Origin of the sequence: Amycolatopsis echigonensis (genome assembly GCF_014174495.1) — a bacterium.
Lineage (GTDB): Bacteria > Actinomycetota > Actinomycetes > Mycobacteriales > Pseudonocardiaceae > Amycolatopsis > Amycolatopsis echigonensis.
The window spans coordinates 24,100-45,207 of the sequence record NZ_JACJHR010000062.1; the positions used below are offsets into that span (position 1 = coordinate 24,100).

Sequence of the window (21,108 nt, forward strand, 5' to 3'; positions counted from 1 at the left end):
CCATCTCGGACCGCAGCGATCTGGCCGAAGCCGCCCTCACGCCTCTGGCCAATTGGTCCCGCAGTTGCTCCGTCCCGGTGGGCCAACCAATCTCGCGCAGCAGCGGTAAGGCCGGACCTCCTTTCACCGTAATCCGGTCGACCGCGCTCGCATCCGATCCCTATCAGAGTGGTCCGGCCGAGCCAACAACCGAACCGCACTTACCCAGCAATCCCGCACCACGGCGGCGCTGCCATCGCGCGTGTGCGCACTGCGGCTTTGCGGACGATCCGCATCCGAATGCACCAACCGCATCAACAACCTTGCCCAGCCAGCGATCCCGAGCCCGGCATCGCGGCATCACCGCCGAAACTACCCCCGCACCAACCCAGCCAGCTGCGCCCGCACCCGGTCCGCGTCCGGGTGGTCCAGCCTCGTCAACAACCGGACCGCGCGTAGCCAGCAGTCTCGGGCCGCGGCGGTGCGGCCGTAGCGTAGGTGTGCGGTGCCGAGTTCCGACAGCACATCCGCGGCCTCATACTCCTCATCCATGGCGAAGAACATGTCGACTGCCTCGGACAGGCACTCGATTCCCTCCACGTGCCGCCCCAAGCCCAGCAACGCGCGGGCCCTCGCGGCTAACGAAAAGCGGCCCTGCGGCAGGTCGTCCGGAGGGACCAAAGCCAGCGCCTCGTCCGCGAGCGACAGGGCCTGCGGGTAGTCGCCCATCATCGCGCACAGGTCGCCCAAGGCGCGCAAAACGTTCGCCTCCACCGAGGTGAATCCCAGTTCCCGCGTGATTTCCAGCGACCGCAGGCCATGCCGGTACGCCTCCGGGAAGTCCTCGATGTTCTGCGCGGTCATCGCCAGGTTGTAACGCGCCCGCGCCTCTCCCGGCAGCGAGCCCAGTTCCAGCTGCACAGCCAGCGCCTGCTCGAGATACTCGCGCGCCAGCACGTAGTTCCGCGCGACTCCCTCGATCACGCCGAGTCCATTGAGGATCGCCGCTTCACCGTGCCGCTCACCGGAATTCCGCGCCGCCCGCAGGCCAATCTCGAAGACGTACCGCCATTCGTCGACCCGTGCGCGGCCGGCGAAGTAGGTGAACAGCGACCACGCCAGTCGCCAGCACCGCGCGTACTGGCCGATCCGGAACGACCATTGGATCACCGAGAGCAGATTCGCGTGTTCCTCGATAAACCAAGCCAACGCCCGGTGGAAGTCCGAAAACTCGAGCACTCCGTCAGACAGGATCGGCCCGATTTCGTCCATCAGCTGGTGCGGACGCATCGCCAGACCCGCGTTCCGCGCCGACGCGATGAACCAGTCGAGCAATCGCGCGCTGGCCGCCATGCGTTCGGCGGCGTCGTCTTCTTGTTCCGACAGTTCAGTGGCATAGGCGCGAATCAGGTCGTGGAACTGGTACCGGCCCGGTTTCGGCTGGGTGAGCAGGTGCGCCGAAACGAGCGTGTCGAGAGCGCCGCGAGTGTCCTTTTCAGACCTTCCGTTGAGCGCTACTGCCATACCCAGCGACAAATCCGGGCCGACCGACAGCGCCAGCAACCGCAGCAGCCTCGCCGCCGCTGGACACAAAACCCGGTAGGAATAAGAAAAGACCGTGCGGATGTTGGTCTCGTCGCCGTCGCCTAGGTCGAAAGTGCTCAACCGGCCGGCATCCGAGGGCAGCGCTGTCACGAACTCGTCCAGCGGCAGCCGCGGGAACTGCGCCGCGCGCACGGCGAGGATCCGGATCGCCAGCGGGAGTCCGCCGCAATACTGCACAAACCGGCCAGCCGCGACGGGATCCTCGTGCACCCGCTCGACCCCGATGGCCGAGGCGAGCAGTTCCACCGCTTCTTCACTGTCCAATTCAGACAGAGCGATTCGTCGGGCGCCGTGTGTCGCGACCAGTCCGCGCAACTGCCAGCGACTCGTCACCACGACAAGGCATCCCGGTCCAGGCAACAAGTAGCGCACTTGTTCGGTGCTGTTCGCATTGTCCAGAACCACCAGTAGCCGCCGACCGGTGGTGTACGTGCGCCAAGTCGCCGCTCGTTCGTCCAAACCGGACGGAATTCGGTCGGCGGGAACACCCAGCGCGATGAGCATTGTCTCCAGCGCGGCGATCGGTGGCACCGGTGCGCCTGGACCGTAGCCACGCAAGTCCAGAAACACTTGACCACCGGTAAAACGATCGGCGATCTGGTGTGCGAAGTGGACAGACAGGGTGGTTTTCCCTTGTCCGCCCATGCCTTCCACCGACGCGATGGGCGTGGAGGTCCCGTCGTCGAGGGCTTCCGGCAGCAACGCGCGCAGGGCTTTCAGATCCGCTGCTCGACCGGCGAAAGCACCTAGATCGGCCGGAAGTTGGTGCGGTATATGGGGTTCCAGAGGCGTCCGGAAACGGGTGCCCGCGTCGCCGCCCAGCACGAGCCGGTGTGCGCGCTGCAGTCCGGCACCGGGGTCCAAGCCCAGTTCCTCGGCGAGCAATCCGCTGATCCGCCGGTACACGTCCAGCGCCTCGGCCTGCCGCCCGGAGCGGAGGAGCGCGTACATCAACTGTTCGTGCGGTCGTTCCCGCAACGGATTTTCGCGCGTCAACCGCTCCAACTCGGGCACGACGGTGTCGTGTTCGCCGACGGTCAGCAACGTCTCGGCCCACAGCTCGCGCACCCGCGTGCGCTCCTCGGCGAGCTGCCCGACCTCGTCCCGGTGCAGTGCGTCCGACTCGACGTTCTGCAGCGCCGGGCCCCGCCACTGCCCCAGCGCGGCCTCGAAATACCCCGCCGCCCGCCGGTGTTCGCCTCGTTCCGCCGCGCTGCGGCCCCGCGCCGCGAATTGCCGGAACCGACCGAGGTCCACCGCGTTCTCGTCGACTTCCAGCAGGTAGCCGCCGCGTTCGGTGCGGATCGACGCGCCGTCGCCGAGCGCCCGCCGCAACCGCAGGACGTAGGTCTGCAGCGCACCCTTCGACCGGCGCTGGTCGTCGCCCCACAGCCAGTGGCTGAGCACGTCGACCGACACCAGGCGGTTGGCCCGCAGCAGCAGTCCGGCGAGCACGATCAGCGGGCGGCTGCCGCCCAGCGGCACCACCTGGTCCCCGGCCAGCACCTCGGCCGGGCCGAGCACCCGGAAGTCGAGGCCGTCCACACGTTCCATTGTGGCGTTGAGACGGCCCCCGCGGCACCTAGGTTCCGCCGCGGCGGCGATGGCATGATCGGCAGTCATGCAGGTCTACGCGCTCCCGCTGCACACCCGGTTCCGGGACATCACCGTCCGTGAAGGGCTGTTGGTTCGCGGTGCCGCCGGCTGGGGCGAGTTCTGCCCGTTCGCGGACTATTCGGACACCGAGAGCGTTCCCTGGCTCGCCGCCGCGCTCGAGGCGAGCGAAGAAGGCTGGCCCGAACCGGTCCGCGACCGCATTGAGGTGAACACGACAGTCCCCATCGTGTCGCCGGAACGCGCGCACGAACTGGTCCGAACCTCCGGTTGCCGCACCGCGAAGGTCAAGGTCGCCGACAAACGCGCGACACTGGCCGAGGACTGCGCGCGCATCGAAGCGGTGCGCGACGCGTTGGGTCCGTCCGGCGCGATCCGGGTCGACGCCAACATGGCGTGGGATGTCGACACCGCCGTGCACGCGCTGGGCGAACTGGACCGCGCAGCAGGTGGACTGGAGTACGCCGAGCAGCCGTGCCCGACCATCGACGACCTGGCCGCCGTTCGACGCCGGGTGTCGGTGCGGATCGCGGCCGACGAATCGATCCGCCGCGCGGAAGATCCGCTGAAGGTCGCGGTCGCGGGAGCTGCCGACATCGCGGTGCTCAAGGTCGCCCCGCTCGGCGGAGTACGGCGTGCGCTGGAGGTCGCGGAGGCGTGCGGCCTGCCGTGCGTGGTGTCGTCGGCGGTCGAGACAAGTGTCGGGCTGGCCGCCGGGCTCGCCCTCGCCGGAGCCTTGCCGGAGCTGGACTTCGCCTGCGGACTCGGCACGATGTCATTGCTGCGCGGGGATGTCTGCACCGCCACACTGTCCCCTGTGGACGGTCATCTGCCGGTGCTGCGGCAAGCGCCGGAACCCGACGCCTACGCCGAATTCGCCGCGTCGCCCGAGGTGGAAGCGGCGTGGCTGGACCGGTTCGAGCGGGTCCGGAAGATCAGCGGATAAGGGAGACTTCAGGGTCGCGTCCCCAGGGCTTTCTCCGGGACGTTCCCGGATGTGCGGCGGGCTCCCGGCGCGGAGTATTGCTGGCATGACGGACAACGTGCAGGCCGCACCGGCCAAGAAGATCTTCCGCAGCCGCTCCGACCGCATGCTCACCGGCGTGTGCGGCGGATGGGCCAACTACCTCAACGTCGACCCCGCGGTGGTGCGCATCGCCGCGGTCGCCGGGGCCGTGCTTTCGGCCGGGGTGATCCTCCCGGTCTACGCCGCCGCCGCGGTCCTGACGCCCGAAGACTGAGCCCAGGAACGGGCGAAGCCCGGCCCACCGCGAGGGTGAACCGGGCTTCGCCGGAAAAGCAGCCGAACTCAGAAGTCCATGCCACCCATGCCGCCGGACGGGTCGGCCGGAGCGGCAGCAGCCTTCTCCGGCTTGTCCGCGACGACAGCCTCGGTGGTCAGGAACAGCGCCGCGATGGAAGCGGCGTTCTGCAGCGCGGAGCGGGTGACCTTCGTCGGGTCCGGCACGCCGGCCGCGAGCAGGTCCTCGTACTCGCCGGTGGCGGCGTTCAGGCCGTGGCCCTGCGGCAGGCCCTTGACCTTCTCCGCCACGACGCCGCCCTCGAGACCGGCGTTGATCGCGATCTGCTTGAGCGGAGCCTCGACGGCGACCTTGACGATGTTCGCGCCAGTGGCCTCGTCGCCCTCGAGCTTCAGGCCCGCGAAAGCGGCCTCGGCAGCCTGGATCAGGGCCACGCCACCGCCGGCGACGATGCCCTCTTCCACGGCGGCCTTGGCGTTGCGCACCGCGTCCTCGATGCGGTGCTTGCGCTCCTTCAGCTCGACCTCGGTCGCGGCGCCGGCCTTGATGACGGCCACGCCGCCGGCCAGCTTCGCGAGCCGCTCCTGCAGCTTCTCGCGGTCGTAGTCCGAGTCGGAGTTCTCGATCTCCGCGCGGATCTGGTTGACGCGACCCTGGATCTGGTCGGCGTCGCCCGCACCCTCGACGATGGTGGTCTCGTCACGGGTGATGACGGCCTTGCGGGCACGGCCCAGCAGCGACAGGTCCGCGTTCTCCAGCTTGAGGCCGACGTCCTCGGAGATGACCTGGCCGCCGGTCAGGATCGCGATGTCCTGCAGGATCGCCTTGCGGCGGTCGCCGAAGCCCGGGGCCTTGACGGCGACGGACTTGAAGGTGCCGCGGATCTTGTTGACGACCAGGGTCGCCAGGGCTTCGCCCTCGACGTCCTCGGCGATGATCAGGAGCGGCTTGCCGGACTGGATGACCTTCTCCAGCAGCGGCAGGACGTCCTTGACGTTGGAGATCTTGGAACCGAAGAGCAGGACGTACGGGTCCTCCAGCTCGGCTTCCTGGCGCTCCGGGTCGGTCACGAAGTAACCGGACACGTAGCCCTTGTCGAAGCGCATGCCCTCGGTGAGCTCCAGCTCGAGCCCGAAGGTGTTGCTCTCCTCGACGGTGACGACGCCTTCCTTGCCGACCTTGTCCAGCGCCTCGGCGATCAGCTCGCCGATGGTGCGGTCAGCGGCCGAGATCGAGGCGGTAGCAGCGATCTGCTCCTTGGTCTCGATCTGGACGGCGGCCTTGTGCAGCTGCTCGGTGATGGCCTCGACAGCCGCCTCGATGCCGCGCTTCAGCGAGATCGGGTCGGCACCGGCCGCGACGTTGCGCAGGCCCTCGCGCACGAGCGCCTGGGCCAGCACGGTGGCGGTGGTGGTGCCGTCGCCCGCGACGTCGTCGGTCTTCTTGGCAACTTCCTTGACGAGCTCGGCCCCGATCTTCTCCCACGGGTCCTCGAGCTCGATCTCCTTGGCGATGGAGACACCGTCGTTGGTGATCGTCGGCGCGCCCCACTTCTTTTCGAGCACGACGTTCCGGCCCCGCGGGCCGAGGGTCACCTTGACGGCTTCGGCGAGGGTGTTCAAGCCGCGCTCAAGACCGCGGCGGGCGTCCTCGTCGAACGCGATCAGTTTGGCCATTGCGGTGTGGTCCTCCGGTATTGGGCGCCACCGCCGCGCTGTCTCCAGCGGCGGCAGCAGGACACGTCCTCGGCCAGGCTCGGTGCCCGCGACGGACGACTGACCGGTGGGTCAGCCTCACCGTCCCGACCTTCAGGCAGGCGGTCGGTGACCGCTCGCCTAGCACTCGACGGCGTCGAGTGCCAATGCCGTGTTTAGCACTCTCCGGGGTCGAGTGCAAGGAGCGCAGGTCAGCGCCGGTGCCCGGCGGGACCAGGTCGACCCGGTCAGTGGCTCGGCTGGATGTGGATCGACGACGGCGGCGGGCGCAGCGACGACGGTCCGGCCGACTTCGAGCCGCCCGGACCGACCGGGATGTTGGGCGCCGAGGACGTCGGAGCGGTGCCGCCGTTGTCCTTGTCGTCCCCGCCGAAGAGGAAGATCGCGCCGACGACCAGTCCGGCCACGACGAGCACCCCCAGCGCGATCCACAGCCACTTCAGGCCGCCGCTCTTGGGCTTCGTTTCGAACGCGCCCGCGCCGCCTGCCGGGGACGGCGGGCGCAGCCGCATCGGGTCGCCGAAGGCCTGGTTCGGGTGCCCCTGCTGGGTGGGCTGAGCGGGGTAGCCGGGCTGGTTCGGGTAGCCGCCGTAGCCGGGCGGGGGGCCTTGCGGTGGCTGCTGGCCCGGGTGTCCCGGTTGGCCGGGGTAGCCGTAGCCGGGAGGCGGGCCTGCCGGTGCTTGGCCGGGGTAGCCCTGCTGGCCAGGGTGCGGCTGTCCGGGCTGTGCTGGATAACCGGGCGGGGGCTGGTTGCCGTAACCGGCGGGACCGCCGTAGCCGCCTTGGGCGGGGTATCCCGCTTGACCGGGTTGCGGGGCGCCCCAACCACCGGGGACGCCCTGGCCGCCCGGCGCACCACCGCCGGGACCGCCCTGTCCCGGAACTCCGGGAGCTCCAGGCTGCCCGCCGGGACCAGCGCCAGGTCCGCCTTGCCCAGCCGGTCCGCCAGCCCCGGGTCCCGAACCGCCGGGTCCGCTGGCTCCCGGTCCGCCGGCGCCGCCAGGTCCTTGCTGCATGCCCGCCTCCGGAAGTCCGTTCGGCCGGGCGGGGCCCGGCGGGGTGTCCGAGGTCGCGAGCGAGCCGAGCGCGACCCTGGCCGCGGCGATCATCGCGACGCAGTTCGGGTAGCGGTCGTTCGGGTTTTTCGCCATGCCCTTGCGGATCACGTCGTCCACGGCGGCCGGGAGCGCGACCACGCTCGCCACCGACGGCGGTTCTCCGCCGAGGTGGCCCTTGATGACGGTGGGGACGTCACCGCGGAACGGCGGGTTGCCGGTCAGGCAGGCGAACAGCACGCAGGTGAGGGCGTACTGGTCGGTGCGGCCGTCGAGCGGTTCGCCGCGCAGGTGTTCCGGCGCGGCGTAGGTGGGCGAGCCGAGGAAGTCGCCGCCGCGGGTGCGGTGGCCGGTGGCGCCGCGGCGGGTGAGACCGAAGTCGGCGACGTAGACGTGCTCGCGCGAGGTCTCGCGGCTGGTGACGAGGACGTTGGCCGGTTTGACGTCAAGGTGCACGAGGCCGTGGTTGTGCAGCGTGTCGAGGGCGTCGGCGACCTGGTCGAGCAGGCTGAGCGCGCGGGACGGGCTGATCGGGCCCGCGGACATGAGGCCGGCGAGGTCTCCGCCGTCGACCATCCGCATGGCGATGTAGAGCATGCCGTCGAGTTCGCCGAAGTCGTACAGCGGCACGACGTTGGCGTGGTCGATCGCGGAGGTGTTGCGTGCCTCGTCGACGAACCGCTCGCGGAACTCGGCGTCGGCGCCGAGGTGGTCACCGATGACCTTCAGCGCCACCTTGCGGCCGAGCCGCGTGTCCGTGGCCTGATAGGTCACGCTCATGCCGCCCTTGCCGAGCACCGAGTCGATGCGGTAGTGGCCCAGCTGGCGACCGGTGAGGTCCCCCGACACGTCGCCTGTCACGCAGCGCAGCTTAACGCGCCGGTATCCGCTGCCACTGCCGGTTCGCCCAACCGGTCAGCGGACCTGCCTCGCTAGACCTTGCGGACGTCCGCGGCCTGGCTTCGGCCGTCGCGGCCGGACTGGACTTCGAACTCCACCCGGTCGCCCTCGTCGAGAGTGCGGAATCCGTCGGCCTGGATGGCCGAATAGTGAACGAAGACGTCCGGGCCTTCGGGGGATTCGATGAACCCGTAGCCCTTTTCCGAGTTGAACCACTTGACGGTGCCGACTGCCACGGCGCCCTCCCTCGGGACGAGAATCCGCTGTCCATCAGCGTGCGAAGTGCAGTTCACGCTACCGGAATCAGCGCTCCCGGCAATGGGGTAATCGGCAGATTCCTCTTACGCCCGCGCTACTCGCCGGTTGCGTGATTGGACGAGGACGGTCCCCGGTCCGGCGAAATCGAGGACGAGCCCTTCGCCGGTGCGCAGCGATTGCGGGCCGCTCGGGTCGAGCGCGCGCAACCGGCATTGCACGGTGTCGGGATAGGCGAGGAGATAGTCCGGCCGCACGGTCACGATCTCGCCGCGGCCGAGGTCGAACGAGTCGACCGGGCCGGGCGCGGTGAGCAGCAGCGGGCCGCGGCCGCTGTAGTGCTCGAGGAACCCGGAATCGGCGCCGAACAACTGCTGCAGCGGGGCCCAGTTCTGGTCGACGCGGACCGTGCTCGGCCGGGCGAGCACGCTCTCGCGGTGCACCGACCAGCCGGTGGACCCGGTGAGTTCGAGCGGGTAGACGTCGCCGGGGCCGAGCGGGGCCAGGTCGACCCAGCCGCCCTCCTGCGGTGCGGTGAACACCGAACGGCCGCCCTTGCGGCCGCGGTTCTGGTTCGTCTCCGCCACGTTGAAGCTGCTGGCCAGCAACGTTTCCGCGGCGGCCTGCACGGCTTCGCCGGGGGCGAGCAGTACGCGGGCGACGCCGAACCCCGGCGTGTGCCTGGTGTGGACGCGCATGTCAGCGGGGCGTCGCGAGCGCGGCGCGCCCGGGCTGGTTGCGGACCCGAAACTGCATCAGAACTCTCCCCGTACTCCCCGGCTTGTGCCGGGAGAGTGTTGCACGACGGGCAGCAAGAGGGAGGATGGTCCGCGTGATCTCCGTCGACGCCTACCGCGAGACCGTGACCGAACTGCTCGGCCGCGCTCCTGTCCGCACTGTTCCCGTGGCTGAGGCCGCCGGGCTCGTCCTGGCCCGTGACGTGCTCGCCGGCGTGGCGCTGCCGCCCTTCGACAACTCCGCGATGGACGGGTACGCCGTGCGCGCCGCGGACGTCGCCGAGGCGCCGGTGACGCTCCCCGTGGCCGACGACATCCCGGCCGGCCGGGTCGACGTCAAACCGCTCGAATCGGGTACCGCTCAGCGGATCATGACCGGCGCGCCGCTGCCGCCGGGCGCGGACGCGATCGTGATGGTCGAGGACACCGACCGCGGTACGTCGGAAGTCCGGATCTCCCGCGCGGCCGCGGAAGGCAACCACATCCGCCGGACCGGCGAGGACGTCACGAAGGGGGCCGTCGCCCTGCACGCGGGCACCGTCCTGAGCCACGCGCACCTCGGTCTCGCCGCGGCGGTCGGCCTGGCGGAACTGGAGGTGTACCGGCCGCTGTCGGTGCTGGTGGTGTCGACCGGCACGGAGCTGGTGGAAGCCCCGAACCCGTTGCAGCACGGGCAAATCTACGAGTCGAACAGCGTGATGCTGGCGGCGGCGCTGCGGGAGCTCGGCTGTCAGGTCGAGGTCGTGCGGAGCGTCGTCGATGAGGTGGAGGAATTCCGCAAGATCATCGAGCCGCGCCTGGAGTCGGTGGACCTGCTGATCACTTCCGGCGGGGTGTCGGCGGGCGCGTACGAAGTGGTGAAGGACGCGCTGACCGGGCAGGGCGTGGAATTCCAGAAGATCGCGATGCAACCGGGCGGCCCGCAGGGGTGCGGCCGGTGGAACGGCGTGCCAGTGGTGACTCTGCCGGGGAACCCGGTGAGTGTGCTGGTGTCGTTCGAAGCGTTCCTGCGCCCGGCGGTGCTGTCGGCGATGGGCCATTCAGACGTGGACCGCCGACGAGTGCGGGCCCGGTTGACCGAGGACATGACCTCTCCAGCCGGACGACGCCAGTTCCGGAGGGGGTTCTTCACGCCGGTTCTCGGCGAGGTGACCGGAATGGTCGGGCCGAGGGGCGGGCCGGGATCGCATTTGCTGGCGGCGTTCACACAGGCGAACTGCCTGATTGTGCTGCCGGAGGAGGTTTCGGAGGTTTCGGAGGGGGATGAGGTTGAGGTGTTGCTGCTTTAGCGCTGGGCGAGAGGGGTTGCTGCCGGAAAATCCCGCGCCCGCCGCAACGGGCCCACGAGCAGCACTCCCAGCGAAGCCAGCTGAATGCCCACCATCGCGAACATCGCCACCCGTACCCCGGCCGCTTGTCCGAGCGCTCCGCCCAGCAGCGCGCCCAGCGGGATCGTGCCGTAGTTGACCATCGCTGAACTCGCGCTGATCCGTCCGTAGAGATGGCGCGGGCAATACCACTGCCGGAACGTCGCGCCCAGCACGTTCGACCCCACCACGCCCGCCGCGATTCCTGCTCCGGCAAGGACAAACAGCGTCAAGCCCCATCCCGGCTGAGCCAGCGGGCCCAGCAGCATCGCCGGGACTACCAGCGCTTCGCACCACAGGAAACCCCGAGCGGTGCCGGTCCGGCGGGCCACGCGGCTCACCAGCGTCGCGCCGAGCACTCCGCCGACCTCGCCTAGAGCGAGCACAAGTCCGACGGCACCCGGGCCTTGACCAAGCACGTCAACCAGGAACACCACTGCCACCGCGAAAAAGCCGTTCAGGGCCAGGTTCGCGACCCCGCCGGACAAAACCAGCACCCGCAGGTAAGGGTCCCGGATCACGATTCGCATGCCCTCGGCGATTTCGGTGCGCAAGCGCGTTCGCGGGCGCGGAGATGGTTCGTCGGCGCGCAAAAAACCCAAGCATAGTGCGGAAAACCCGAAGCTCAGCGCATCCACGAGCACCCCGCTGACTGGTCCGAACGACGAAGCCAGCAGTCCAGCCAAACCAGGACCGCCGACTTGCGCGGCGGACTCCGCACCCTGGAGCCGGACGTTGGCTCCCAATAGATCCGTATCGTCCACAACAGACGGAAGGAAAGCTCGATAGGCAAGGGAAAAGAAGACCTTAGCAAAGCCGCCCACTAAAGCGGCAGCTAAGAGCGCCCAGACAGAAAGAAAGCAAAAAGCCCACGAAACAGGAACGGCGAGAAAAGCAGCCATCTGGATGACGTCGCAGATGAGCATCACCCGCCGTTTAGGCCACCGGTCGACCCAAGCCCCGGCAGGCAACCCCACCGCGAGCCACGGAACCCACGCGGCAGCGGTCAGCGAAGCGACCTCGAACGTCGAGGCGTGCAGAACTAGCAACGCTACCAACGGAACCGACGCACTGGCCACCGCGCTGCCGACCGTGCTGACGGTCTGCCCAGTCCACAAGAAACGGAACGCGACGCCTCTCACGGCTGCGCTCTGAAACCACGCCCAAACACGAAGACCGGCAGCCGTTCCGTCGAAGGATCAGAAGCCGCCTTAGCACCGAATTCCTGGAAAAGCGCGGTCATCCGATCGTTCAACTCCGCTAATTCCGCAGGCGTCAACCGCATCCACGCATCAGTCGAGAACCACGCGTCGCGCCATTCCTTCGGAGCCGTCTCCATTTCCGAAAGCCAGGCCCGCGACAACGTCGTCTGCCGATCGAGGCTCACCGCCTCCGCGACCTCCGCCACCGGGTCCCCAGCGAAGTCCGAAGTGACCCACGACAACGTGTCGGACGGGCGCCGCCACCACCGTTCTCGCCGATCCCGCGCCAACTCCGGCGCTTCGACCACCAGACCGGCCCCGGAAAGCACCTTCAAGTGGTGGCTCACGTTGCCCACCGCCTGCCCGGTTTTCTCCGCGAGCACCGACGCGGTGGCCGGGCCGTCCAGCTTCAGCATGTCCAGCAGGCGGCGGCGCAACGGATGCGACATCGCGGCCAGCACCTGGGAATCGCGGACCTCCATATTGCACAAGAGTAGTTGTACAATAACTCTTGTGCAATACCCCGCGGGTATCCTCGAGGCATGGGCATCATCCTGTGGATCGTCTTCGGCGCGCTGGTCGGCTGGATCGCGAACCTCGTGGTCGGCGGCCGGGAACGGCAGCGGCAGGGCTGTCTCGTCAGCGTGCTGGTCGGCGTGGTCGGGGCGGCCCTCGGCGGTTTCATCTACCGGCTCGCGACCGGTGAGCAGCAGCACTTCGACTTCGATTTCCCGAGCTTCGGCGTCGCCATCCTCGGCGCGGTCGTGCTGCTGCTCGTCCTGCGGCTGGTCGGAGCCGCGACCTCGAGCCGCCGCGATCGTGACCGTTGGTAACGGTTTTCCGACGATCCGTCAGAACACCTGGTGTGCGGGCTAAACTGATCCGTTCCGCGGCCGGGTGCGTGCTTCGTCGGGGGACGCACGCACCCGGGCCGCGGCCCGCACGAGCCGAGCGGCGTGAACAGGGTCGACGAGCTGCGGAACGGGCGTCGAAACGACATCCCGGCGCCAGGCGCGCAACAGCTGCGCGAGCAGATCGGGTACCGCCATCGTCTCCCTCGCCAGGTCGGCCCGGGCACCGGTCCCGAGCGGCGTCAACTACTCGGTGTTATCGGATTGTTCGACGCGTCGTTACCGGTTTGTGGTCGCGCCCACCCGTGCCGCGGCGACCCTTACGACCAGGGGCCGCCGGGTCCGCCGCAGGCGGGCGGTAGCGTGGGGAAGCCCAAATCGGACCCTTACACCGACCGAGACGAACAGCGGGGAACTCGACCCATGAGCGGCCAGCCCACCGGTAACCCCCTCGCGCACGCTGTCCAGCTGGCCCGCGAGACGTTCCCGCCGATGCACCCGGCAGGACGGCCGTTCCTCTTCGGCGGCCTCGCCGCGACGCTCGTGCTGCGCCGGTTCTCCAAGCGCCTCGGCGTGGTCGGCGGGCTCGCCACCGCGGGCATGGCGGCGTTCTTCCGCGAGCCGAAGCGCGTGCCCCCGGCGCGGGACAACGTCGCGATCTCGGCCGCCGACGGCACCGTCTCGCTCATCGAGGAAGCGGTCCCGCCCGCCGAGCTCGGCCTTCCCGCCGAACCGCGGATGCGGGTGAGCGTCTTCCTGTCGGTCTACGACGTGCACGTCCAGCGCACGCCGGCGGCGGGCGTGATCTCGAAGGTCGCGTACAAGCCGGGCAAATTCCTTTCCGCGGACCTCGACAAGGCGAGCGAGGTCAACGAGCGCAATTCGCTGGTGCTGCACACCGTCGACGGCCACGAGCTCGTCGTCGTGCAGATCGCCGGGCTGGTCGCGCGCCGCATCCGGTGCGACGTCCGCGAGGGCGACAAGGTGTCCGCGGGCGACACCTACGGCATCATCCGCTTCGGCTCGCGCGTCGACACTTACCTGCCGCCAGGCAGCCGGGTCGTGGTGGCCAAGGGCCAGCGCACCGTTGGCGGCGAAACCGTGCTCGCCGAACTTCCTGTGCAGGGAGAAAGCTGACCATGGTCCGCGTGACCACCCCGGGCGTCCGGCTGCTGCCGAACGCGATCACCGTGCTCGCGCTCTGCGCCGGTCTCTCCTCGGTGCAGTTCGCCCTCACCGGGAACTACGCCATGTCGATCGGCTCGATCGGCATCGCCGCCGTCCTCGACAGCCTCGACGGCCGCATCGCCCGGCTGCTCGACGCGACGTCCAAAATGGGAGCCGAACTCGACTCGCTGTCCGACGGCATCTCGTTCGGCGTCGCGCCCGCGCTGGTGCTCTACGTCTGGCAGTCGCACGGGGACCGCATCGGCTGGGTCGCGTCGCTGATCTTCGCGGTCTGCATGATCCTGCGACTCGCCCGCTTCAACACGCTGCTCGACGACACCGACCAGCCGCCGTACGCGGCCGAGTTTTTCGTCGGCGTGCCCGCACCGGCCGGCGGTCTGGTCGCGATGCTGCCGCTGATCGCCACGCTGCAGTGGGGCGAGGGCTGGTGGTCCCAGCAGTACGTCGTCTTCGTGTGGACCATCGCGGTCGCCGCGCTCCTGATCAGCCGCATCCCGACGCTGTCGCTGAAGACCGTGAAGGCTCCGGCGAAAGCGATCGCGCCGATCCTGGTCGGCGTCGGCCTGCTGGCCGCCGCGATCATCGTGTTCCCGTTGGTGGCGCTGGCGATCGCACTGGTGCTGTACCTGCTGCACATCCCGTATTCGGTCTACCGGCACCGCTGGCTCGCCGCGCACCCGGAGGCCTGGGAGGTGCCGCCGCGGGAGCGCCGCGCGATCCGCCGGGCCCGCAGCCACCGACGGCTGCGGTTGCGCCCGGCCTCGGGCCGCGTCGCCGGTGCGGCGATGCGCGCGGTGCGGCGGACGAACTCGGACCTGGTGCGGAGCCGGAATCTGCGGGAGCGGGACCACAGCTCGGCCACGTCCGGGCCTACCCAGCGGCGGCGCAGCTGGCGTCGGATCGGCATCCGGCGCCGGTAGGTTCAGTCCCTTCCCCAGCGCGGACACCAGCAGGTCCGGTTGCGTCTCGAAATCCGGTCGGCAGTCGGCCTCGAACATCCGGGCCACGAGGCCGTCCAGCAGATCGGCCTGCTCGCGGTGGCCTACTCGACCCAGCGCGAGTTCGCCCCCGCCAGCCGCCCGCCGGTGGACGACATCCTTTCCTTCGACGGCTGGACGCGGCAGTAGCTCAGGCGGCGAACACCGCGCGAACCACAGACTCGTCGCCGTCGATTTCGAGCATCCCGAGGGCTCGGGCGTCGTCGAGCGCGAGAGCGCCCGCGGCGAGGCCGAGGACGCAGGCCGGATCAGCGCGGACGGTGGCGTCGAGGTCGCGGCCGTCCTGTGGGCTGACCTCGAAGCCGGAGCGCGTCGCGCGGAGCTGGAAGGGCGGGCCGCCGATGTCAAGGCCGACCGTCGCCGCGGTTCGGATCTTGACCCTGGCGTTGAGCAGGGCGGGAACGGCGAGCGCGAGCCATTCGGGGCGGAACGAATCGCCCTCCGGGCCGCGGACCATCAACGGCGTGGACCAACGGATCAGGCTCTCGATCGGTTCGCGCAGCTCAGCGCCCCATGACGTGAGGGCGTACTCGACCGCATTGCCCTTGCCCGCCAGCCGCCGCTCCACCACACCCGCGGCCTCGAGGTCGCGGAGCCGGTCGGCGAGGAGGTTGGTCGCGATGCCCGGGAGCCCGTCGATCAGGTCCCGGTAGCGCGCGGGGCCGAGCAGGAGCTGGCGGACGATCAGCAGGTTCCACCGGTCGCCGACGATTTCGAGGGACCGGGCGAGCCCGCAGTACTGGCCGTAGCTGCGCATTATGTCCATCCACTTGACAATCTCAAGTACGCTTGTCGTGCTCAAGCATAGGGGGCGACATGGCTGAGAGCGCACGGCCCGCCTGGGTCGATGACGACTTGTTCCCGTTCAAGAGCCGGTTTGCCGACATCGACGGGCACACCGTCCATTACGTCGACGAGGGTTCCGGCCCGACTCTGCTGCTCCTGCACGGCAATCCGACCTGGTCATTCCTCTGGCGCGACGTGATCCGCGCACTCCGCGAAGACTTCCGGTGCGTCGCCCTCGACTATCCGGGCTTCGGACTGTCGACGGCACGGCCCGGTTACCGCTACCTGCCCGAGGAACACGCCGACGTGGTCACCGGTTTCGTCGACGCGCTCGGCCTCAGCGGGGCCACCCTGGTCGGACAGGACTGGGGCGGGCCGATCGGCCTCGCTGCCGCGCAGCGCAGACCGGGTGTGTTCGAGCGGCTGGTCCTCGTCAACACCTGGGCCTGGCCGGTCAACGGCGACCCGTACTTCGAGGCGTTCGGGCTCCTCGGCGGCGGACCGCCGATCCGCTTTCTGGCCCGGCGGCTCAACCTCGTCGTCAAGGCGTTCCTCCCCATGGGCCACCGCAAGCGGAAGCTGACCGCGGCCGAAATGACCCACTACCGTCGCGCGATGGACACGCCCGAGCGACGCCAGGCCTCCGGCGTGCTCCCCGGCCGAATTCTCGGCAGCCGGGCCTTCTTCGCCGAGGTCGAGGCCGGCCTTCCCGCTCTCGCCGAACTGCCGACCCTGATCGTGTGGGGCAACGCTCAGATCGGCTTCCGCACCCGGGAACGCGAACGGCTGGAAGCGACCTTCCCCCATCACCAGACCGTGACCCTTGACGGCGTAGGGCTTTACGTGGAGTCCGACGCGCCCGAGGAGTTCGTCGCCGCGATCCGCGACTGGTCCGCGACGCAGTAAGCGCGGTTCTCTCGTTCGCCCATAACCGCCCGCCGGTTCATTAGGGTGAGCAGGGTGAGCGATCCGCAGATCACCCTGACCGTCCGGCACACGCCGTCCGCGCTCGACGCGCGGCGCGGAGTTGTCCGGCTGCATCCGGAAGTGCTCGACGCGCTCGGCCTGCGCGCCTGGGACGCCGTGCATCTCACCGGCGCGCGGCGCAGTGCCGCGTTGGCCGCGCCCGCCGCGGAGGAAGCGACGCCGGGGGTCGTGTTGACCGACGACGTCACCATGTCGAACCTCGGCGTCGCTGAGGGCGGCGAGGTCGTGGTGTCGCCCGCAGAGGTCGCCGCTGCCCGCACGGTCACCGTGTCCGGGTCTCGGCTGGCGTCGGTTTCGGTGTCGCCGCAGACGTTGCGGCTCGCGCTCACGGGCAAGGTGCTCACCCGCGGCGACGCGGTTTCCCTGTTGCCGCAAGACCTCGCGCCCGCGCCGGGATCGGACGTCGCCGCCGTGCGGGGCCAGCTGTCCCGCGTGATCGGGGCGACGTGGACCAATGAGCTGCTGACTGTCACGGCGACGGAACCGGCTGGCGTGGTCGTCGTCGGACCGTCCACTGTGGTCAGCTGGCGGGACGGCGCCCGCACTGGCACCCCCGCCAGCGAACCGTCGGCGCGCAACGCGACCGCGCTCGTCCGCACCACCGCCGTCACCGCGGCCGAGGACTATCTCGAAGCGGAGATCGTCGAAGAGGTCGTTACGGAGGCTCGCGAGGAAGAGCAGGACGAGCCGGTGCCGGTCGCCGATCTGGTCGGGGCCGAGAGCGCGGCGCGCAAGCTGTCCGAGTGGTTCGATTTGGCGTTCCACCGACCGGAACTCCTGGCGAAGCTGGGCACTTCGGCGCATCTGGGCGTGCTGCTGTCCGGACCGGAGGGCGTCGGCAAGGCGACGCTGGTGCGGTCGGTCGCCGCGGCGGAGAAGGTGCGCGTGGTGTCGGTGACCGCGCCGAATATCGCGGTGCTGGAACCGAATGCGGCGCACCGGTCGCTGCGGGCGGCCATCGATCGCGCCGCGGACGGCGACGGTCCCGGCGTGCTGTTGATCAACGACATCGACGCGCTGCTCCCGGCCACCCAGCCACCGCCGGTGGCCACCGTGGTGTTGGAAGAACTGCGCGCCGCGCTGCGCCGGGACGGGCTGGCCGTGGTGGCCACGACCGCGCGGGCCGAGTCGGTGGATCCGCGGCTACGCGGCACCGACCTGCTCGACCGCGAGCTGGGACTGCCGCTGCCGGACGCGAAAACGCGCGTCGAACTGCTCCGGATCCTGCTTCGCGACGTGCCGGTCGAATCCGGTGCAGACCTGGGCGTGCTCGCCGAACGGACCCCCGGATTCGTCGCCGCCGACCTGCTCGCCCTCCGCCGGGACGCGGCGTTGCGGGCCGCGCTGCGTCAGCGGGACGTCGACGAACCCAAGATCTCCCAGCAGGACCTGCTCGACGCGCTCGCGACCGTCCGGCCGATCTCGCTGTCCACTTCGGACAACCTGGCCACCGGCGGGCTGACCCTGGACGACGTCGGCAACATGACGTCGGTCAAGGAAGCGCTCACCGAAACCGTGCTGTGGCCGCTGCGCTACCCGGACTCGTTCGCGCGGCTCGGCATCGAACCGCCGCGCGGTGTGCTGCTGTACGGCCCGCCCGGCGGCGGCAAGACGTTCCTGGTCCGGGCGCTCGCCGGCACCGGCGCGCTGAACGTCTTCGCGATCAAGGGCGCGGAACTGCTGGACAAATGGGTCGGCGAATCGGAGCGCGCGGTCCGCGACCTGTTCCGCCGGGCCGCCGACGCCGCCCCCTCGCTGATCTTCCTCGACGAAATCGACGCGCTCGCCCCGCGCCGCGGCCAGTCGTCCGACTCCGGCGTGGCCGACCGCGTGGTCGCCGCGCTGCTCACCGAACTGGACGGCGTCGAGCCGATGCGCGAGGTCGTCGTGCTGGGCGCGACGAACCGGCCCGAACTGGTCGACCCGGCGCTCCTGCGTCCCGGACGGCTGGAGCGGCGGATCTACGTCCCGCCGCCGGACGCCGAATCCCGCGCCGCGATCCTCGCCGCGACGGCCAAGCACACCCCGCTGGCGTCCGATGTGGACCTCGCGGCCACCGCGGAGGCGTTGGAGGGCTACTCGGCCGCCGACTGCGCCGCGCTGATCCGCGAGGCGGCGCTGACCGCGATGCGCGAGTCGCTGGAGGCACGCGAGGTGACCGCGGCGCACTTGGACAAGGCGCGCGAGGCGGTGCGGCCGTCGCTGGACGCCGCGCAGCTGGCGACGCTGGAGGCTTACGCGCAGGCGCAGCAGGAACGGTGAGGCCGTGAGTGCGCCGCCCGCCGTGCCGAACCGCTCGCCCTCCGCGGCCGCCGATGTCGCGTACTAGACGACCGCCCCGATGTGGCATTGGGGTGCGCTGAGCCGGACAGGCGCGCAGGCAGTACTCGCCACCTCGCGACAGCTGATCGGCAGCGGCTCGCTGCCGGACATGCTTGCCGAGCTGCCAGACGTGTCGAGCGGCCGCGCTCCGCACGTGAACCAGCCGAGCACTAAACGCGGGCAGCCCATCGGGCAACCCCCTGTGCGCGGCCCAGCACCACCCACCCGGCAGCCCGCACCGCGGCACGACCCGGCAGCCAGCACACATGACAAAGCCCGCGCCGTAGCGCGGGCTTTGTCGTAGGTGCGGGAAGGTCAGCTGCCCTTGTGTCCGCCGGGCTGGTAGTCCTTCGTGATGATCACTATCACGCCCGGGCTCGAGTTCTGGATGCCCTCGAACCGGGGCTGGGCCTGGAAGCCGAATTCGGCGGCCAGCTGCTTCGCGGCGGCTTCCTCGTCGGTGCCCGGCCGGAAGTAGGCCGTGGTCGTCGGGATGTTGCCCTGCGAGTAGTTGCCGACCTCGGCGACGTTCCAGCCCGACCCGCGGAAGTCGGCGGCGGCCTGTTCGGCGAGGTGCTTGATCAGCGAGTTGTTGTAGACCCGCAGGGTGACCCACTTGTTCGAGGCCTGCTGGTCCGGACCCGCCTGGCCTGGCTGTCCTGGCTGCTGGCCCGGCTGGCCGCCGGGCTGCCCGGGCTGGCCCGAAGCCGGACCCGACGAGGCGGCGGACGACGAGGCCGGGGCCGACGAGGAGGCGGGCGACGACGGCGCGGAGCTGGGAGCCGAGGAGGACTGCTGCGGCGCGGACGACGATCCGCCGGGCGCGGTGGGCTCGCCGGACGTGCTCGGCCCGGCGTTCTGGTCCCCGCTCGTGTTGAGCACGGTCACCCCGCCGATGACGGCGGCGACGACCGCGACCCCGATCAGCGCGACGCCCGCGGCTTTCAGCGGCCGGGACAGTCCCGAGAAGACGCTCATGACAGCTCGATCCCCAACCGCCGGGCCCCGCGTTTGCGCTGACGGGCGGCGCGCGTTTTGCGCAGCCGCTTGACCAGCATCGGATCGGCCGCGACCGCCTCCGGCTTGGCCAGCAGCGTGTTCAGCAACTGGTAGTAACGGGTGGAGGACAGTCCGAAGCGCTCCCGGATGGCGTTCTCCTTCGCCCCGGCGTGGCGCCACCACTGCCGCTCGAACGCGAGGATGTCCAGTTCGCGTTCGGTCAGGCCACCGACATTCTCCGGCGGCGACGGCTGGTTCCCAGCCATCGACTCCGCGGCGTCCATGCGGTCCTCGCAATCGGTGTCGGCAGTCCTTCCGCGGGCGTCATTGAACCACGGAACCCATGCTCGACATGGGCATCCGACACGGCGCGTCACGGTCCGATCCAGGTCTATCAGAAGGGTCCGACTAAACTCGGCGTCCGTGACCGTCCACCCCATCTGCATCGCCGGCGAACCCGTGCTGCACCAGCCCACGCGCGAGATCACCGAGTTCGACGACAAGCTCGCCACCCTCGTCGAGGACATGTTCGAGACCATGTACGCGGCCGAGGGCGTGGGCCTCGCGGCCAATCAGATCGGGCTCGACCTGCGGGTATTCGTATACGACTGCCCGGACGACGAGGGCAAGCAGCACAAGGGCGTGGTGGTCAACCCGAAGCTGGAGACCTCCGAGATCCCGGAGACCATGCCGGACCCGGACGACGACTGGGAGGGCTGCCTGTCCGCCCCTGGCGAGTCGTACCCGACCGGGCGCGCCTCGTGGGCGAAGGTGACCGGCTTCGACGTCGAGGGAAATCCGATCGAGGTCGAGGGCACCGGCTACTTCGCGCGGTGCCTGCAGCATGAGACCGATCACCTCGACGGCTTCATCTACCTGGACCGCCTCGTCGGCCGCCACGCGCGCGCGGCGAAGAAGATGCTGAAGAAGAACAAATGGGGCGTGCCCGGCCTGACCTGGCTGCCGCCCAAGGAACCCGCAGACGCCTGACCCGCGCGACGGGTCGCGAGACCACACCGCATGCTCGCGCCGGTCACTGGACCACCCCGCGAGACCGCGCCGGTCACTAGACCACCCCGCGAGACCGCGCCGATCTCCGGACCACACCGCAAGAGCGCGCCAGTCTCCGGACCACAACCCGAGATCGCGCTGGTTTCTGGACTGAGCGATTTCCCCGGCCCCCAGGCCGGGGAAATCGGGAGGGAAGAAACCAGCTTCCCGGCGATCTCGGCGCCTCGGCGGAGCCGAGGCCATCAACACCGCCGGGGCAATCCAACACCGCGGCG

At 69.8% G+C, this 21,108-nt stretch carries 20 protein-coding genes; 10 read left to right on the forward strand and 10 right to left on the reverse strand.

Translation table 11 applies throughout. From position 1 onward, the window contains the following. Positions 1-351 precede the first annotated feature (351 nt). A complete protein-coding gene (locus tag H5411_RS32755) occupies positions 352-3,138 on the reverse strand; it encodes an AfsR/SARP family transcriptional regulator (RefSeq protein ID WP_183126029.1) in 2,787 nt (928 codons plus the stop codon). A 67-nt stretch (positions 3,139-3,205) separates the two neighbouring features. Between H5411_RS32755 and H5411_RS32760 the strand changes: the two genes are divergently transcribed. After that, on the forward strand, positions 3,206-4,144 hold the full coding sequence (locus H5411_RS32760; RefSeq protein WP_183126030.1) for an o-succinylbenzoate synthase: 939 nt from the start codon (positions 3,206-3,208) through the stop codon (positions 4,142-4,144). 85 nt (positions 4,145-4,229) lie between these two features. Next, entirely contained in the window at positions 4,230-4,439 is a 210-nt protein-coding gene (locus H5411_RS32765; RefSeq protein ID WP_167441980.1) for a PspC domain-containing protein, read from the forward strand. Positions 4,440-4,507: 68 nt separating this feature from the next. On the opposite strand, the gene groL is transcribed toward H5411_RS32765, so the two are convergent. The 4 genes from groL to H5411_RS32785 all read right to left on the reverse strand — a co-directional run bounded on the left by groL (position 4,508) and on the right by H5411_RS32785 (position 9,083). Beyond that, positions 4,508-6,136, reverse strand: coding sequence for a chaperonin GroEL (groL, locus tag H5411_RS32770; protein ID WP_037361473.1), 1,629 nt, complete (start codon positions 6,134-6,136; stop codon positions 4,508-4,510). Between the two features lie 266 nt (positions 6,137-6,402). Beyond that, positions 6,403-8,091 carry a serine/threonine-protein kinase gene (locus H5411_RS32775; protein WP_312878664.1) on the reverse strand — a complete coding sequence of 563 codons (1,689 nt, stop codon included), beginning with the start codon at positions 8,089-8,091 and terminating at the stop codon, positions 6,403-6,405. A 71-nt stretch (positions 8,092-8,162) separates the two neighbouring features. Continuing rightward, a complete protein-coding gene (locus H5411_RS32780) occupies positions 8,163-8,366 on the reverse strand; it encodes a cold-shock protein (RefSeq protein ID WP_009083993.1) in 204 nt (67 codons plus the stop codon). A gap of 105 nt (positions 8,367-8,471) precedes the next feature. After that, complete coding sequence (locus H5411_RS32785) at positions 8,472-9,083, reverse strand: AIM24 family protein (RefSeq protein WP_183126031.1); 612 nt, start codon at positions 9,081-9,083, stop codon at positions 8,472-8,474. 134 nt (positions 9,084-9,217) lie between these two features. On the opposite strand from H5411_RS32785, the gene moeA reads away from it, so the two are divergent. Beyond that, positions 9,218-10,411, forward strand: coding sequence for a molybdopterin molybdotransferase MoeA (gene moeA, locus H5411_RS32790; RefSeq protein WP_183126032.1), 1,194 nt, complete (start codon positions 9,218-9,220; stop codon positions 10,409-10,411). Here moeA and H5411_RS32795 read toward each other — a convergent pair. Both H5411_RS32795 and H5411_RS32800 read right to left on the reverse strand, forming a co-directional pair. After that, positions 10,408-11,631, reverse strand: coding sequence for an MFS transporter (locus tag H5411_RS32795; RefSeq protein WP_183126033.1), 1,224 nt, complete (start codon positions 11,629-11,631; stop codon positions 10,408-10,410). The two genes, moeA and H5411_RS32795, sit on opposite strands and share 4 nt — an antisense overlap. Then, positions 11,628-12,173: an ArsR/SmtB family transcription factor gene (locus H5411_RS32800; protein ID WP_183126034.1), complete on the reverse strand. Its 546-nt coding sequence runs from the start codon at positions 12,171-12,173 to the stop codon at positions 11,628-11,630. The genes H5411_RS32795 and H5411_RS32800 overlap by 4 nt, the downstream gene beginning before the upstream one ends. 60 nt (positions 12,174-12,233) lie before the next feature. Here H5411_RS32800 and H5411_RS32805 point away from each other — a divergent pair, with 60 nt between their 5' ends. The 4 genes from H5411_RS32805 (at position 12,234) to H5411_RS32820 (ending at position 14,857) form a co-directional block, all read left to right on the forward strand. After that, entirely contained in the window at positions 12,234-12,524 is a 291-nt protein-coding gene (locus H5411_RS32805) for a GlsB/YeaQ/YmgE family stress response membrane protein (protein ID WP_101437297.1), read from the forward strand. Positions 12,525-12,965: 441 nt separating this feature from the next. Continuing rightward, positions 12,966-13,679 carry a phosphatidylserine decarboxylase gene (locus tag H5411_RS32810; RefSeq protein WP_101437295.1) on the forward strand — a complete coding sequence of 238 codons (714 nt, stop codon included), beginning with the start codon at positions 12,966-12,968 and terminating at the stop codon, positions 13,677-13,679. Between the two features lie 2 nt (positions 13,680-13,681). Further along, positions 13,682-14,650, forward strand: a complete 969-nt coding sequence (gene pssA, locus H5411_RS32815) for a CDP-diacylglycerol--serine O-phosphatidyltransferase (RefSeq protein WP_183126035.1) — start codon at positions 13,682-13,684, stop codon at positions 14,648-14,650. Between the two features lie 39 nt (positions 14,651-14,689). Then, entirely contained in the window at positions 14,690-14,857 is a 168-nt protein-coding gene (locus H5411_RS32820; protein ID WP_183126036.1) for a hypothetical protein, read from the forward strand. Position 14,858: 1 nt separating this feature from the next. Here H5411_RS32820 and H5411_RS32825 read toward each other — a convergent pair whose 3' ends face one another. After that, positions 14,859-15,494, reverse strand: a complete 636-nt coding sequence (locus H5411_RS32825; protein ID WP_246369519.1) for a winged helix-turn-helix transcriptional regulator — start codon at positions 15,492-15,494, stop codon at positions 14,859-14,861. 50 nt (positions 15,495-15,544) lie between these two features. Between H5411_RS32825 and H5411_RS32830 the strand changes: the two genes are divergently transcribed. Beyond that, positions 15,545-16,420 carry an alpha/beta fold hydrolase gene (locus H5411_RS32830; protein WP_183126037.1) on the forward strand — a complete coding sequence of 292 codons (876 nt, stop codon included), beginning with the start codon at positions 15,545-15,547 and terminating at the stop codon, positions 16,418-16,420. Positions 16,421-16,474: 54 nt separating this feature from the next. Next, the gene (locus H5411_RS32835) at positions 16,475-18,763 is read left to right on the forward strand and encodes an AAA family ATPase (RefSeq protein WP_183126038.1); all 2,289 of its coding nucleotides are present in this window, start codon (positions 16,475-16,477) and stop codon (positions 18,761-18,763) included. A gap of 375 nt (positions 18,764-19,138) precedes the next feature. Here H5411_RS32835 and H5411_RS32840 read toward each other — a convergent pair whose 3' ends face one another. Next, positions 19,139-19,801, reverse strand: coding sequence for a LytR C-terminal domain-containing protein (locus H5411_RS32840; RefSeq protein WP_183126039.1), 663 nt, complete (start codon positions 19,799-19,801; stop codon positions 19,139-19,141). Next, entirely contained in the window at positions 19,798-20,106 is a 309-nt protein-coding gene (locus H5411_RS32845; protein WP_009084016.1) for a DUF3263 domain-containing protein, read from the reverse strand. The genes H5411_RS32840 and H5411_RS32845 overlap by 4 nt, the downstream gene beginning before the upstream one ends. A 139-nt stretch (positions 20,107-20,245) precedes the next feature. On the opposite strand from H5411_RS32845, the gene H5411_RS32850 reads away from it, so the two are divergent. Then, positions 20,246-20,812 carry a peptide deformylase gene (locus tag H5411_RS32850; protein ID WP_101437289.1) on the forward strand — a complete coding sequence of 189 codons (567 nt, stop codon included), beginning with the start codon at positions 20,246-20,248 and terminating at the stop codon, positions 20,810-20,812. Positions 20,813-21,108: the final 296 nt, after the last annotated feature.

Excerpts from the sequence above, each read along its gene's own strand:
- H5411_RS32755 (WP_183126029.1), bottom strand. The coding sequence starts at position 3,138 with ATGGAACGTGTGGACGGCCTCGACTTCCGGGTGCTCGGCCCGGCCGAG.
- H5411_RS32765 (WP_167441980.1), top strand. The coding sequence starts at position 4,230 with ATGACGGACAACGTGCAGGCCGCACCGGCCAAGAAGATCTTCCGCAGC.
- H5411_RS32785 (WP_183126031.1), bottom strand. The coding sequence starts at position 9,083 with ATGCGCGTCCACACCAGGCACACGCCGGGGTTCGGCGTCGCCCGCGTA.
- pssA (WP_183126035.1), top strand. The coding sequence starts at position 13,682 with ATGGTCCGCGTGACCACCCCGGGCGTCCGGCTGCTGCCGAACGCGATC.
- H5411_RS32845 (WP_009084016.1), bottom strand. The coding sequence starts at position 20,106 with ATGGACGCCGCGGAGTCGATGGCTGGGAACCAGCCGTCGCCGCCGGAG.
- groL (WP_037361473.1), bottom strand. The coding sequence starts at position 6,136 with ATGGCCAAACTGATCGCGTTCGACGAGGACGCCCGCCGCGGTCTTGAG.
- H5411_RS32805 (WP_101437297.1), top strand. The coding sequence starts at position 12,234 with ATGGGCATCATCCTGTGGATCGTCTTCGGCGCGCTGGTCGGCTGGATC.
- H5411_RS32840 (WP_183126039.1), bottom strand. The coding sequence starts at position 19,801 with ATGAGCGTCTTCTCGGGACTGTCCCGGCCGCTGAAAGCCGCGGGCGTC.
- H5411_RS32800 (WP_183126034.1), bottom strand. The coding sequence starts at position 12,173 with ATGGAGGTCCGCGATTCCCAGGTGCTGGCCGCGATGTCGCATCCGTTG.
- H5411_RS32810 (WP_101437295.1), top strand. The coding sequence starts at position 12,966 with ATGAGCGGCCAGCCCACCGGTAACCCCCTCGCGCACGCTGTCCAGCTG.
- H5411_RS32830 (WP_183126037.1), top strand. The coding sequence starts at position 15,545 with ATGGCTGAGAGCGCACGGCCCGCCTGGGTCGATGACGACTTGTTCCCG.
- H5411_RS32825 (WP_246369519.1), bottom strand. The coding sequence starts at position 15,494 with ATGGACATAATGCGCAGCTACGGCCAGTACTGCGGGCTCGCCCGGTCC.
- H5411_RS32760 (WP_183126030.1), top strand. The coding sequence starts at position 3,206 with ATGCAGGTCTACGCGCTCCCGCTGCACACCCGGTTCCGGGACATCACC.